Origin of the sequence: Haloprofundus marisrubri (assembly GCF_001469955.1) — an archaeon.
GTDB classification, from domain to species: Archaea; Halobacteriota; Halobacteria; order Halobacteriales; family Haloferacaceae; genus Haloprofundus; species Haloprofundus marisrubri.
Window position 1 is genome coordinate 58987 of the sequence record NZ_LOPU01000003.1, and the last position, 14530, is coordinate 73516.

11 protein-coding genes are annotated in these 14530 nt (G+C 62.6%); 5 read left to right on the forward strand and 6 right to left on the reverse strand.

Features of this window, described 5'->3' with window-relative positions; translation table 11 throughout:
• Nucleotide 1: 1 nt before the first annotated feature.
• From AUR64_RS00765 to AUR64_RS00780, 4 genes are all read right to left on the reverse strand, one after another.
• The gene (locus AUR64_RS00765; RefSeq protein ID WP_058580044.1) at nucleotides 2-1048 is read right to left on the reverse strand and encodes an ABC transporter ATP-binding protein; all 1047 of its coding nucleotides are present in this window, start codon (nucleotides 1046-1048) and stop codon (nucleotides 2-4) included.
• Entirely contained in the window at nucleotides 1045-2028 is a 984-nt protein-coding gene (locus AUR64_RS00770; protein WP_058580045.1) for an ABC transporter permease, read from the reverse strand. Before AUR64_RS00770 ends, AUR64_RS00765 begins: the two co-directional genes overlap by 4 nt.
• Before the next feature lie 4 nt (nucleotides 2029-2032).
• Nucleotides 2033-3010 (reverse strand): ABC transporter permease, encoded by a 978-nt coding sequence (locus AUR64_RS00775; protein ID WP_058580046.1) that lies wholly within the window; start codon nucleotides 3008-3010, stop codon nucleotides 2033-2035.
• 74 nt (nucleotides 3011-3084) lie between these two features.
• Nucleotides 3085-4779: an ABC transporter substrate-binding protein gene (locus tag AUR64_RS00780; RefSeq protein ID WP_071391180.1), complete on the reverse strand. Its 1695-nt coding sequence runs from the start codon at nucleotides 4777-4779 to the stop codon at nucleotides 3085-3087.
• 200 nt (nucleotides 4780-4979) lie between these two features.
• Between AUR64_RS00780 and AUR64_RS00785 the strand changes: the two genes are divergently transcribed.
• Nucleotides 4980-6359, forward strand: coding sequence for a M28 family peptidase (locus AUR64_RS00785; RefSeq protein ID WP_058580048.1), 1380 nt, complete (start codon nucleotides 4980-4982; stop codon nucleotides 6357-6359).
• A 12-nt stretch (nucleotides 6360-6371) separates the two neighbouring features.
• Here AUR64_RS00785 and AUR64_RS00790 read toward each other — a convergent pair whose 3' ends face one another.
• Nucleotides 6372-7634 (reverse strand): sulfite oxidase, encoded by a 1263-nt coding sequence (locus tag AUR64_RS00790; RefSeq protein ID WP_058580049.1) that lies wholly within the window; start codon nucleotides 7632-7634, stop codon nucleotides 6372-6374.
• Between the two features lie 169 nt (nucleotides 7635-7803).
• Between AUR64_RS00790 and AUR64_RS00795 the strand changes: the two genes are divergently transcribed.
• Nucleotides 7804-8982, forward strand: a complete 1179-nt coding sequence (locus AUR64_RS00795; protein ID WP_058580050.1) for a M24 family metallopeptidase — start codon at nucleotides 7804-7806, stop codon at nucleotides 8980-8982.
• A 46-nt stretch (nucleotides 8983-9028) separates the two neighbouring features.
• On the forward strand, nucleotides 9029-10297 hold the full coding sequence (gdhB, locus tag AUR64_RS00800) for a glutamate dehydrogenase GdhB (RefSeq protein ID WP_058580075.1): 1269 nt from the start codon (nucleotides 9029-9031) through the stop codon (nucleotides 10295-10297).
• A gap of 447 nt (nucleotides 10298-10744) precedes the next feature.
• Here the strand turns inward: gdhB and AUR64_RS00805 are convergent, their stop codons facing one another.
• Nucleotides 10745-11716, reverse strand: a complete 972-nt coding sequence (locus tag AUR64_RS00805; protein WP_058580076.1) for an NAD(P)-dependent oxidoreductase — start codon at nucleotides 11714-11716, stop codon at nucleotides 10745-10747.
• Nucleotides 11717-11886: 170 nt separating this feature from the next.
• Between AUR64_RS00805 and AUR64_RS00810 the strand changes: the two genes are divergently transcribed.
• Both AUR64_RS00810 and ilvA read left to right on the forward strand, forming a co-directional pair.
• On the forward strand, nucleotides 11887-13167 hold the full coding sequence (locus AUR64_RS00810; RefSeq protein ID WP_058580051.1) for an amidohydrolase: 1281 nt from the start codon (nucleotides 11887-11889) through the stop codon (nucleotides 13165-13167).
• Nucleotides 13164-14459 carry a threonine ammonia-lyase gene (ilvA, locus tag AUR64_RS00815; RefSeq protein ID WP_082230505.1) on the forward strand — a complete coding sequence of 432 codons (1296 nt, stop codon included), beginning with the start codon at nucleotides 13164-13166 and terminating at the stop codon, nucleotides 14457-14459. Before AUR64_RS00810 ends, ilvA begins: the two co-directional genes overlap by 4 nt.
• The last annotated feature ends 71 nt before the right edge of the window (nucleotides 14460-14530 follow it).

Here is a 14530-nt window from a genome sequence, read left to right on the forward strand (position 1 = left end):
CTCAGTCACCTCCGACGTTGCCGACGTTCTGTGCTGCGGCAGTCTGTTCCCACGTCCGCGCGTCGTCGGCGTAGGGGCGCAGTTCCGAGTCGATTTCGTCGGTGTAATGGCAGTACGACCGCAGGCTGTTTTCGTAGTGAGCTTCCGGCTCCTCGGTTCGACACCGTTCGGTCGCCATCGGACACCGCTCGGCGAACCGACAGCCCTGCGGCGGGTCGACGAGCTCCGGCGGGTAGCCGGCGATGGAGAGCAGGTCCTGATTCTTCATCCGGATGTTGGGGAACGCCCGCTTCAGCCCGATGGTGTAGGGATGGTACGGACGGTCGAATATTTCCTCGACCGGACCTTCTTCGGCCACCTTCCCGGCGTACATCACGAGGACGCGGTCGCACGTCTCGGCGACGACGCTCACGTCGTGGGTGATAACGAGCATCGACGAGTTGATTTCGTCTTGAATTCGGCTGATGCGCTTGAGTATCTGGTCTTGCATGATGACGTCGAGCGCCGTCGTCGGCTCGTCGGCCAACACCAGCGACGGGTCAAGCGCGAGTGCCATCGCTATCATCGCCCGCTGGCGCATCCCGCCGGAGAACTGGTGGGGGTAGTCGTCGGCGCGGTCGGGGTCCAGCCCCACGAGTTCGAACATCTCGGTAACGATTTCGTTCGACTCAACCCGACCCGTGCCGGGACGGTGGGTTTCGATGGCCTCGACGATCTGCTCGCGGATGGTGTACACCGGGTCCAGCGAGTTCATCGCAGATTGGGCAATCATCGATATCTCCTCCCATTTCAGGCGACGGCGTTCCGGACTCGAGAGTTCGGTGAGGTCGTCGCCTTTGAAACTGATGCTGCCGTTGTTGACGTAGCCGGCGTCTGGAAGGATGCCGATTATCGCCTTTGCGAGCGTGGTCTTGCCGCAACCGGATTCGCCGACGATGCCGAGGTTCTCGCCCTCTTCGAGTTCGAACGAGACGCCGTCGACTGCCTGTGCGGGACCGTCTTCGGTTTCGTAGTACACTTCGAGGTCTTCGACTTCGAGTAAACTCATTGTAGTTTGGGGTTGGTTATCTCTTCGTAGCCGCGGCCGATGAGGAAGCCGCTGATTACGAGCAGTCCGATACAGATTCCCGGCGGCACGAACCACCACCACGCGCCGAACTGGAGCGCCGAGTACGCCCGCGACGCTTGGAGCATCGTGCCCCACGAGACGGTGTTCGGGTCGCCGAGGCCGATGAACGAGACGCCTGCCTCCGCGAGGATGGCCCACGCGATGCCGAACGACCCGTACAGGAACGTCAACGGCAGGACGTTGGGCGCGAGATGTCTGCTGATGATGTGCCAGTCGCCCGCGCCGGCGACCTCCGCGGCCTTCACGAACGGCCGTTCACGCAACGACAGCGCCTGCGATCGGATGACGCGGGCCGTAGAGCGCCACTGCAGGATGATTAGCGCGAAGATGATGTTCCAGAGGTTCGGCCCCAGCACTGCGACGAGCACGATGACCGTCGGCAAAAGCGGCATCCCGTAGAGGAAGTCGACGAGTCGCATCAGCGCGTCGTCGACCTTGCCGCCGTAGTAGCCCGCGACGAGTCCGACGAGCGTCCCGATGCCGGCGGTGAACACCGCGGCGATGAGTCCGACCATCAGCGCCGCCCGCGTACCGTAGACGAGTTGGCTGAAGATGTCGAATCCTTCCGCAGTCGTTCCGAGGATGTAGGGTGTGTCCGCGCCGAGAATCGACGGCTCGGCCCACTTGTCGATGATGATTTCGGCGTCACCTTGATACTGGCGCTGGAGCGGTTGATGGGTTGCGATGAACGGCGCGAAGATAGCGACGAGCACGAACGCCGCCACGGTGAGAAGCGAGAGCTTGACCGACAGTTCGTCGGTTAGCTTCCCCCAGTGGTCACGGAGCGTCTCCTGCCAGAGTCGGGCGGTCCGTTGCCACTTGTTTATCTCCTCGTCGGACGAACCGGTGTCGTCGAGGTCGGCGAATATCGACCGAGTGCTGTGTTCTTCTTGTGCCATTGGTTTAGTCGTACGTCACCCGTGGGTCGAGGTACCCGTACGCCAGGTCCGCCACGAAGTTCAGGAAGATGATGGTCGCTGCGAGGACCATGAACGTCCCCTGCGCGACGGGGAAGTCACGCCGGAGCACCGCTCGAACCATCTCCCGACCGATACCGGGCCACGCGAACACCGTCTCGATGAGGACGCTCCCGCCAACGGCGTACCCGAGCGCGATAGCCGCCGCCGTGACGATGGGCAACAGAGCGTTCCGCGCCGCGTGTCTGAACATTATCGTCCGCTCTTTCAGTCCCTTCGCGCGACAGACGTCGATGAAATCCTCCGAGAGCACTTCCAGCATGCTCGAACGCATGATGAGAAGCGGGTAACCCATGAAGTAGAACCCGAGCACCAACGCCGGCGCGAGCAGGTGATGCAGGAAGTCCAGCGAGAACACCATCTGCCAGAACCCTGTCTGTTGGGACCCGAGACTGGTCATCCCGCTCATCGGGATGACACCGAGATTCGCGCCGAATATCCACAGGACGATGAGTCCGACGTAGAAGGTGGGTACGCTCCGAGCGGTCAACGCGACGATGACTGCGTTCTTCTCGAATCTGGAGCCGCGGTACCAGCCGGACAACACGCCGAGCGTAATGCCGATAGCGTACGCCGTGATAAACGCCGTCAGCATGAGCAACAGCGTGTTCGGCAGGTACGTTGCGATGACGTCCGTCACCGGTTGGTTCGAATGGAACGACTGACCAAACTGCAGCGTCGCTAAGTTTTCGAGGAATTTGATGTACTGCACGTGCAGCGGCTGGTCGAGGCCGTAGCTCGCGATAATCTGTTCACGCGCCTCCTGGGTCATCTGTGAGGAGACGACGTACGACGTCGGGTCGCCCGGCATGAGCCGGAACAGTCCGAACAGGACCGTCCCGACCGCCCAGAGCGTCACGACGAGCTGTAATATACGCCTGATGACGAAACTCGCTTTTCCCATAGTAATATCGTGTTTGTAACGTGGTTTTGTGTTCGTTAGGTGAAAACTCCGTATCGGAGTTCAGCCGCTCTCGTTCAGTTGCCGCTCGGCGCTTGGAGCATGTCGTTGTCGTCCCACGTGTAGCCGGCCTCTTCGAGACGGCTCCGCGCGGCCTCGCGACTCTCCTCGTACTGGGTCACGTCGTCGGTGTGAAGCGGCCCGAACGCCGACGAGACGATGTTAGAGCCGACGTCCGGGAAGCCGAACAGAATCTGGTCGACGATGGGCGTCCGCGGAATCGTCTCGACCAGTGCCTTCCGTAGCTGCTTGTCGTCGAGGCGCTGTTCGCGCTCGTTCGGCGTGAACATCCAGAACGTCGGGGCGGTCTGGAACGTCGTACCGATGTTCTCGTTGCTCTGGTTCTGGTCGAGACTGCGGTCGATACGGCCGAACGGCTCGTAGTTGAGGTCGCCGTTGATGAGGTTCTCCCACACCGTCGACGCCTCGGGAATGACGCGCCAGAACCGATTCTCGAAGGAGACGGGCGCGAAGTGGTCCGCGAACTTCGTCATCCCGAACTCGCTGCCTTGCTCCCAGTAGTCGAACATCATCGGACCGCTGCCGACGGGTTCTTGGATGTTCGCTTGGCTCGGATTGCTCCGCCCCTCCCACTTGTGCTGGGGGATAATCGGAAGCAGGTTCGCAACCGCGAGGTTGAACGGTCCGAGCGGTTGTGACATGTTGATTCGCACCGTCTGCTCGTCGACGACTTCGGCGTTGTCGATGTACTGCGACTGCGTCGAGTACAGCGGGACCTCGTTCTCGCTGATGTAATTGTACGAGAACGCAACGTCCTCGGCGGTGAGGTCTTCCCCGTCGTGCCACGAGTGGCCGGTGCGGATGGTGTACTCCATCGTGGTGTCGTCGACCCGGTTCCAGTCGGTTGCGAGGCTGACCTCGGGGTCCGGTTCGGCGTTGTTGTTGAGTTGGACCAAGAAGTCGTACATCATGTTGAACTGGTAGACGTGTTTGCTCTCGTCGTTGTGACCGAGCACGTTCATCGTCGAGAGCGTCTCGGGCCAGTAGCCCTTCAGCGTATCCTCGCCGCCTTTCATCTCCAAGTTTATCATCGTCCAGTAGGAGTTGAAGCCGTTTGCGAGGTCCGCCTGCCAGTTGCCCACCTGATTGCTGTTGTAGATGGCCGCCTGCGGCATCTGCGTGATGGGCATCGTCGGTACGTCGTCCATCAACGTCTTCTGAATCTCGTGTGCCTGATTGACTCGGGTATCGGGGTCCGGTTCGGCCAGATAGCTCCCCATCATCTCGTCGAGTTCGGGGTTCTCGTACCCGGAGTAGTTCCCCTGACCCGCCCCGGTGTTCTCGGAGTTGAATAGGTTGTTCAGTTCCGTCACCGGTTCGGAGACGAAGAACGTATGCCACGTTGCGAAACTGTAGTTGTACTCCTCGGAGACGCGACTGAACAGCGTCCCCCATTCGAGCACGTCCACCTCCATATCCAGTCCGAGTTCGCTGAACTGGCTTGCGATGAGGTTTATCGCGTCGTGTCTCGGTGGGTTGTAGCTCTGCGCGTTGTTGACGTAGGTGTACGTGGCCATCCCTTGACCTGCGCTAGCATTGCTGTTGCCACCACTCTGATTTCCACTGTCGTTTCCGTTGCCGTCCTGATTCCCACCAGCACACCCAGCTAAGGCCGTCATCCCGGCGACACCGCCCGCTGTGGCTGCTTTCAGAAATCTCCGGCGCTTCACACGTTTGGCATTGTCTGGCATGTCAGTGGCTATCTCTGATGCCCCTACTAAAATCTTTCCACCATATCTGTCGTCTATCTAAGGTAGTACCCGAATGTGCATGAATAATTTGATGCATACAGCTGCTAAATAACAAAGATATCAATATATTTTCGCGTTTTCTCGTTGAAGCCCCACGGAAACCAGAACACTCTTGATAAGAGGTATCACACCACAGTTCGATGACTGAGCTATCGAACACAGTTGTGGGAACTGCCTACCGGAGCACGGCCGGGTGGGACCTATTAGCCGAGTTAGAGGATTTGAACGACCGGATGCCCGGACACGAGGGCGAACGAGTCGGCGCGGACCTCGTGGCAGAAGCGTTCGAGGAGGCCGGTCTCGACGAAATCGTACTCGACGAGTTCCCGATTCCTGCGTGGTGGCGCGGCGACGCGAGTCTCACCGTCGAACACGGCGACCGAGAGACGACGTTCGCTCGCTCGCACGAACTCGTCGAGTTGCCGGGGACACCCTCCGGCGAGGTAACGGGTGAACTCGTCGACATGGGCTACGGTCTCCCCGAGGACTTCGAAGACGTCGACCTCTCGGGCGACATCGCAATGGCGTCGAGTCTCACCCCGGACGACTACGGGCGGTGGGTCCACCGCTCCGAAAAGTACCACTACGCCGCTGAATCCGGTGCTGCGGCGTTCGTCTTCTACAACCACATCGAGGGTGCGCTACCGCCGACCGGAAACATCGGCAGCGTGAACGGACCGGGACCGATTCCGGCCATCGGAGCGAGCAAGGAAACCGGCGCACGACTCCAGCGGTACTGCGACACTGGCACCGTCGAAGCCGACCTCTCGGTCGCCTCGGAGGTCGGTCGCGGTACTTCGCACAACATCGAAGGAACGGTTGGTCCCGATACGGACGAAGAAGTCCTGTTTACCGCGCACGTCGACGGCCACGACGTAGGTACCGCCGCCAACGACAACGGATTCGGCACCGCGATGGTCGTCGAGGTCGGCAAGATGCTGGCACAGGTTGCAGACGAGTTGGAGACGAAAGTCCGCCTCGTCGTCTTCGGCGCCGAGGAGACCGGTCTCTACGGGTCGTACTACTGGAGTCACACCCACGACTTAGATGACGTAAAGTGCATCGTCAACGTCGACGGCGCGGGCTACTCTCGAAACCTCGAAATCCACAGCCATGGCTTCGAGGCGATTGCCGACGCGTTCGACGCAGTCGGCGAGGAGTACGCGATTCCCGTCCACACCGAAGACGGAATTCGGCCGAACAGCGACCACTGGCCGTTCGTCCAGCGAGGGGTCGCCGGCGCACAGGGTCGCTCGTCGTCGGACGGAAGCGGCCGTGGGTGGGGTCACACCCACGGCGACACGCTCGACAAACTCGACGTGCGCGACCTGCGCGACATGTCGATTCTCTGTGCTGCGGGCGTTGCACGACTCGCCCGAACCGACGTCGAAGTCGACCCTGTCGACGACGAGGAGATAAAACAGGCCTGTCTCGACGAGGGATTCGACGTCGGGATGAAAGCGACGGACGCGTGGCCGTGGGGCGGGCCGAAAGACTGGCCGTGGGCCGAGGAACTGTGAGTCGAGAGTGAGTTATCCCTCGATTCGGCCGTCCTCGTCGGAGTCGAGCACGTTCACTTCGACCCCCGTCGGTTCGTAGGCGTTCGCGGCGTATCCGCCTTCGTTCCACGGGAACGTGTCGTCGTCCAGCGCGTCGCGCCAGTCGTCGGGTTCCGAAATCGTCGCCGGTTGTCGTCGACCTCGTTCGTCGGTCGCCCGTGACAGCAGCACGTGTTGGCCCGGTTCGGCGCGCCAGTCGTACCGGAACAGTCGCCACGCGCCCGAGTACTCCGGTCCGAAGAGGTCCGCCTCGGCCCAACTCTGACCGCCATCGGTCGAAATTTCGACACGCTCGACCGAGTCGTCACCCGCCCAGGCGACGCCACGGACCTCGATTGAGCCGTCTCGCGGTGTTAGCGGTGACTCTCCGTCCGGGGTTCCGATGACCGATTTCACGTTCTCGTCGAACGTGTACGGAGAATCGACGGCGCCTTCGAGTTGCTCCCATGTGTCGACCGTCTCCACCGATTCGTTCGAGTTGGGCTCGACTCCACGCGGGTGGATGCGGTAGGCGACTTGTTGCCAGAACGCGTGTTCGCCCGGCCGGTCGAGCGTCCCCTCGACGACCATCGAGTCCATGACTCGCAGTTCCTCGACCCACTTGACGTTGTTCACGCCGTACCACCCGGGCACGATGAGTCGAACTGGATAGCCGTGCTCACGTGGGAGTGGCTTGCCGTTCATCTCGTAGGCCAGAATACAGTCGTCGAGCGCCTTCGAGAGCGGAATCGACCGCGCGAAGACATCTTCGCCGTCGGAGGGGTCGCCGCCGATAGCCGTCAGCCACCCGTCGTTCGGGTCGCTGACGCCACTCGTCCGGAGAACCGAACTGACGGGTGCGCCAGTCCAGATTGCGGTGGCGGCGGCCTCGAACCCCCACTGCACGCTCCCGGTCTCCGGTCGATGCTGGCCTCGGCCGTTGCCTGCGCACTCCATCGTGTGCGCGACTGCGACCCTCGGAAACTCGTCTCTGAGGTCCGCCACCGAGAGCGCCCCCGATAGGTCGCCGGTGAGTGAAACAGTCCACGTCTCGGCGTCGACGTCCGGAATGTCGTTTCTGTGGCAGACGAAGTGCTCTTCGATGGGTGTGAGCCAGTTTGCGAACGTCCGTCGTCGAGCGGCCCCGACGACGGTGTACTTGTCCGCCTCGTCTCGCGTCTCGCTCACGCCGCCTTTCGACTGCAGAATCGCTTCTATCTCGTCGTGCCGACTGGGCCGCGGCCGTTCGGTCGCCATGCTAGCAACACCCACCCAAGAGCGTATAGCCTCTCTTACAGCGACGCAAGAGGGTCATCGTTATAACGAGTTTTCAGTAGGTACGAACGAACGGTATACAGAATCCGTTTCTCGCGTACACAAAACAATTATACACCCACTTTCCGAACCGGTTACGCGAGACGTTGTCATGTCCCAAACGGTGTTCGATACGGCGGAGTACGACCGACGAATCGCCCGAACGAAAGCACGAATGGAAGAGGAGGGACTGGACGCCGCCGTCGTCAGCGACCCGGCGAACATGAACTATCTCACCGGCTACGACGGGTGGTCGTTTTACGTCCATCAGGCGGTCATTCTCACGCCGGACCGCGACGAACCAGTCTGGGTCGGCCGGCAGATGGACGCGACCGGTGCGCGCGCGACGACACGACTCACGGAGGAGAGCATCCGTCCGTACAGCGACGACCACGTCCAGTCACCGCGAGACCTCCACCCGATGGATTTCTTCGCCGACGTTCTACGGGACCTCGGCGTCGACGACGGCCGAATTGGCTTGGAGATGGACGCGTACTACTTCACCGCGAAGTCGTACACGCGCATCCGGGACAATCTGCCCGAAGCCGAGTTCGAGGATATCACGCTGCTCGTCAACTGGGTGCGCATCAAGAAATCAGATGCAGAACTAAAGTATATGCAACAGGCCGCACGCATCTCCGAGAACGCGATGCAGGCCGGTCTCGACGCTATCGGCGAGGGAATCCCTGAGTACGAGGCGGCCGAAGCAATCTACTCGGCGCTCATCGACGGCACCGACGAGTACGGCGGCGACTATCCCGCCATCGTACCGCTGATGCCCTCCGGTGACTACACGGGGACGCCCCACCTCACCTGGACCGACCGACCCTTCGAGAACGGAGACCCGGTTATCATCGAACTCTCCGGTTGTCGCCACCGCTACCACTCGCCGCTCGCGCGGACGACCTTCGTCGGTGACCCCCCCGAGGAGATAGCGGAGACTGCCGAGATAGTCGTCGAAGGGATGGAAGCCGCCCTCGACGCCGCAGAACCCGGCGTCACGGCCGAACGTGTCGAGAAGGCGTGGCGCGACACCATCGCCAAGCACGGTGTCGAAAAGAAAGACCGTATCGGCTACTCGATGGGACTCGGGTATCCGCCGGACTGGGGCGAGCACACTGCGAGTCTCCGCCCCGGCGACGAGACGGTGCTCGAAGAGAACATGACGTTCCATACGATTCCGGGACTTTGGTTCGATGACTTCGGCGTCGAACTCAGCGAGACGTTCCGCATCACGTCGACGGGTGCCGAACCACTCGCGGACTTCCCACGGCGACTGTTCACCGCCTGAGATGACAGCGACAGAACCAACAGAGACGGCCGAGAAACCCGAAACGATGGCCGACAACAACGACACAACTGACACCGAGTCCACCTTGTCGAACGCTCGTCGTCAACTCGAGCGCGCTGCCGCGAACGTCGATATCGACTCGGGCGTCGTCGAGCGGTTGAAACACCCGACCCGCGTCCAACAGGTCTCGGTTCCGTTGCGCCGCGACGACGGCACACTGGAAGTGTACACTGGCTTTCGCGCACAGCACGACGACGTCCGCGGCCCCTACAAAGGTGGCTTACGCTATCATCCGGAGGTGAGCGCCGAGGAGTGTAGCGGACTCTCGATGTGGATGACGTGGAAATGCGCCGTGATGGACCTTCCCTTTGGCGGCGGGAAAGGCGGTATCGCCGTCGACCCGAAGACGCTCTCCGAACAGGAACGCGAGCGACTCACGCGCCGCTTCGCCGAGGAGATACGCGCGGCCATCGGTCCAAAGAAGGACGTTCCCGCACCTGACATGGGAACGGACTCGCAGACGATGGCGTGGTTCATGGACGCCTACTCGATGCAGGAGGGCGAGACCACCCCTGGCGTTGTCACCGGAAAACCACCGTCCATCGGCGGGTCGTACGGTCGCGAGGAGGCACCCGGTCGAAGCGTCGCCATCGTTGCACGCGAGGCTATCGACTACTACGACTGGGACATCGAAGAGACGACTATCGCCGTCCAAGGCTTCGGCAGCGTCGGTGCGAACGCCGCCCGTTTGCTCGACGAGTGGGGGGCGAACATCGTCGCCGTCAGCGACGTCGACGGCGCCATCTACGACCCCGACGGACTCGACACGAACGACGTCGAGAGTCACGACGAACGTCCGGGGATGGTCTCGGGCTACGACGCCCCGGAGACACTCACGAACGCGGAACTGCTCGAACTCGATATCGACGTCCTCGTTCCAGCGGCCGTCAGCAACGCCATCACCGTCGAGAACGTCGACGACGTGCGAGCGGAGATGATCGTCGAAGGAGCAAACGGCCCGATTACGTTCGCCGCGGACACGGTTCTCGAAGAACGGGATGTGCCGGTTCTTCCGGACATCCTCGCCAACGCGGGTGGGGTCACCGTCTCGTACTTCGAGTGGCTGCAGGACATCAACCGACGGACGTGGCCGCTGGACCGCGTCCACGACGAACTGGAAGCGGAGATGCTGAAGGCGTGGAACGCCGTTCGTGCCGAGGTCGACGAGCGTGATCTGACGTGGCGCGACGCCGCGTACGTAGTGGCGCTCTCGCGCATCGGCGAAGCGAAGGAGACACGCGGACTCTGGCCCTGAGGATACATCGACCTCGGGGCATCGAAGTACCGGGCTTTCCGTCTCTTCTCGGCGCTCCGGCGCCTCGGCGATTCTCTCGACGGGAAGCGGCGGTTCCGGTACCGACTCGCCTCGGTCACTCAGTTGTGTTTGCCACCGCGTACCGGGAGCGACAACGTTGCCACCGCTGTCGTCGACTTGGTCGCACGGGGCGCGGGATAGCCTCGCTCATCAAGTAGAGTCCGACTTCGTAGCTGAACGACTCGGCCATTCCACAGAATCCCGAATCGAACGGTTCGAGGGAAACGCCGTCTCGCCCGTCGGTGACACGGGAGAAACGCGCCGTCAGGTTCGTCTCGGCTCGTTGCCGCGAACTCTTTAGAGAGCCCTTCGAGTAGCTGTGGGTGAGCCAGATGGGTCAGTCGTGACCGAGTCGGTGGAGAGCTCTGCCGTGGTCGTCGACGTCGCTCATTTCGACTCTGGCGCGAGCAGTTGGTTCTCCAACTCGTCGCCCGCGTCGAGACGAGTGAGGTTCTCGGCGACGATGTCGGCGAGGCGGTCCCAGTGTTTCGGCGTGTGACCACCCGTATGCGGAGTGATGAGACAGTTTTCGAGGTCCCATAGCGGGTGGTCTCTCGGGAGCGGTTCGGGGTCGGTCACGTCCAACGCTGCTCCACGAATCTTGCTCCATCGCAACGCCGAGACGACCGCATCGGTGTCGACGATGCCGCCGCGGGCGGCGTTGACGAGCACTGCGTCGGGTTGCATCGTAGCGAACTCCTCGTGACCGACGAGACCGCGGGTCAGGTCGTTGAGCGGGCACGCGAGGACGACGTACTCGCTGCGCGAGAGCGCGTCGTGAATCGCGTCCTCGTCGAAGCCGACGACCTCGTCGGTCGGCCCGCCTTTCTCGGGCGTGTAGCGGACGCCGATAGTGTGAACTTCGAACCCCTGCAAGCGTTGGACGAGCGCCTCGCCGATAGAACCGAGACCGACGACAGTGACTGTGCTGTCGGTGAACTCCGAGGACTGAAAGTGTCGCCACTCCGAGCGCTGCTTTCGTCGCCAGCCCTCGTGCAGTCGGCGCGCGAAGGTGAGCATGTTGCCGATTGCTTGTTCGGCGATACCCGGAGCGTGGATGCCGCCCGCGTTGGTGACGGCGATTCCGTGGTCCGAAAGCATCTCCATCGGCAAGTGGTCGGTTCCGGCGAACGTGCAGGCGAACAGTTCGAGTCGGTCGGCGCGAGCGAGCAGGTCCTCGTCGATACTGGTCCCGGTGACGACTCGAGCGTTTGCGACGAGTTCGCGTTCCTGTTTCGGGGTTCGGGCGAGCGCGACCGTTCGGTCGGAGAGTCGTTCGCGTAACGCCTCGGCGTACGATTCCATCGAGAGTCCTTCCGTCCCCTCGCGGAGGACGACGACGTCGGGTTTCGTAGTCATCTGTGTCGGCTCCCGGACGGCGACGAGTGAACGGTTCGACGCGTCCACCCACGTTTCCCCGCCCTGTGTGTCTGGGCCTACCAAAGTGAGTCCTCGACTTAGCTTTTCGTGTGACCGGTACCGACAGGGTTCGTTCAGAGTTAAGTGCGTGGTCATTGTCACACTAGCGCATGGCCGAGTCTGTACGAGCGCGACTGAGCGAGTTGCGACGGGAGTTCCATCGGCATCCGGAACCCGGGTGGTGTGAGTTTCGGACGACCGCCCGACTGGTCGAGGAACTTCGGGCCATCGGCGTCGACGAACTCGCGGTCGGACCGGAGGCGTACGACCCCGACGACCGCATGGCCGTCCCGCCGGAACATCGTGTGGAGACGTGGTACGACCGGGCCCGCGACCACGGCGTCGACGACGACCTCCTCGAACAGATGGCGGGAGGCAACACCGGCGTCGTCGCCGTACTCGACCGCGGCGAGGGACCGACCGTCGGCCTCCGCGTCGACATCGACGGCCTGTTCATCGAGGAGTCCGACGACGGTGACCACTTGCCGGCCGCGGAGGGGTTTCGTTCGGAGACGGGCGAGACGATGCACGCCTGCGGCCACGACGCCCACATGACGTGGGGTCTCGCCACCGTAGAGGCGATAAAAGACAGCGAGTTCGAGGGCCGACTCGTCGCGTTCTTCCAACCAGCCGAGGAGGTTTCCGGCGGCGGCTGTCCGATGGCCGAAAGCCAGTACGCCGAGGGACTCGACTACCTGTTCGCCGCCCACGTCGGCTTAGACCACCCGACCGGCGAAGTCGTCGCCGGCATCGTGCGACCACTGGCGATGTGTCACGTCGAGGTTACCATCGAAGGCACGTCCGCACACGCCGGGAAAGCACCGCAGGACGGCGACAACGCGATTCAGGCGCTCGGCACCGCCATCGGAAACGTCTACGGGATTCCGAGACACGCCGACGGGATGACTCGGGTCAACGTGGGACGAGTCGAAGGTGGGACGGCGAGCAACATCATCGCAGAGGGCGTCGAAGCCATCGCCGAGGCCCGCGGCGAAACGACGGCGTTGATGGAGTATGCTAAAGACGAACTCACGAAGCGGTTCGAGACGGCTGCGGAGATGCACGGCTGTGAAGCGGACGTTACCGTCGCAAGCGAGAGTCCACGTGCTGACAGCGACTCCGAACTCGTCGACGTCGTCGCCGACATCGCCCGAGAAACCGGAGGTATCGACACCGTCGTCCCCACCGCCGACTTCGGCGCGAGTGAGGATGCGACGTTTCTCATGCAGCGCGTCCAGCGCGATGGGGGACTCGCAACGTATCTCATCGTCGGCACCGACCACCCGACGAGCCACCACACGCCGACGTTCGACGTCGACGAACGCAGCCTCGAACCCGGTGTCGAGGTACTCACGAACTCGATTCTCGCCGTTGCGGAGGACGGACCGTGAGTTCGCCGTCGGGTGATTCTGACGACTCCGAGTCGCCCGACGGGAGATGCACGGCCGACGATATCGTTACGGTCGCCGACGTCGAAGCCGCCCACGAACGTCTCGGCGACGTTGTCCATCGAACGCCGCTCGACGGGTCGACGACGTTCGCCGAGCGAAGCGGGGCCGCCGCCGTGGGACTCAAACTGGAGAACGTCCAACGGACGGGGTCGTTCAAGATTCGTGGTGCGTACAACGCGATGGCACAACTCTCGGAAGCGGAGCGTGAACGTGGTGTCGTCGCCGCGAGTGCCGGCAACCACGCACAGGGTGTCGCTTTGGCCGGGCAACTGCTGGATATCGAGGCGACCATCGTCGTCCCGGAGGTGACGCCGGCGGCGAAAATCGAAGCGACACGAGGTTACGGGGCCGAGGTCGTCGTGGAGGGCGGTGAGTACGAGCGCTCTTACGAGCACGCGCTGGAACTCGCCGAAGAGGAGAATCTGGCGTTCGTCCACCCGTTCGACGACGAGCACGTCATCGCCGGACAGGGGACCGTCGGTCTCGAACTGCTCGAACAGGACCCCGACGTGGACATGGTGCTCGTCTCCATCGGTGGAGGTGGGCTGATTTCGGGGGTTGCAACGGCGGTGAAAGCGTACGATTCGAGCATCCGCGTCGTCGGCGTCCAACCCGAAGGGGCAGCACACGCGAAACCCTCGCTCGAAGATGACGAAATTCACGTGCTCTCGGAAGTCGACACCGTTGCCGAAGGTATCGCCGACGCCCGGTTGTTGGAGAAAACGTTCGCCGTGGTCCGCGAACGCGTCGACGACGTCGTCTCGGTGAGCGACGCCGATATCACCGTCGCCATGGCGCTTCTCACAGAACGGGCGAAGACGGTCGCGGAGGCGGCAGGTGCGGCCCCGGTCGCGGCACTGCTCTCGGGAGCGGTCGACGTCGACGGAGAGCGAGTCGTCGCGGTCGTCTCCGGTGGAAACACGAACCTCACCGACCACGCCGAACTCTGTCGGGTGGGACTCGAACGACTCGGCCGGTACGTCGAGGTCACCCTCGAACTCGATGACTGGCCGACGGTGCTCGGCGACGTGACCGGCGCCGTCGAGAGAGCGGGAGCGGAACTCGACGCCGTCGAACGCACCCGACGTACGGCGGCCGACGACCTCGACCGGACGCCGGTTCGTGTCGCCGTCGAGGGAAGCGGTCCCGACCATCTGTACGAGGTGGTGGAGGCACTCGACGAACTGGATGGCGTCAGCGTTGCGAGGAAGAGCCTCGATACTCGCGTATGAGACCCGAACCGGAAGACGTGCTAACTACAGTGTCGTCGTCGGCCGTCTTGGATACCGTTCCGACCTCCCGG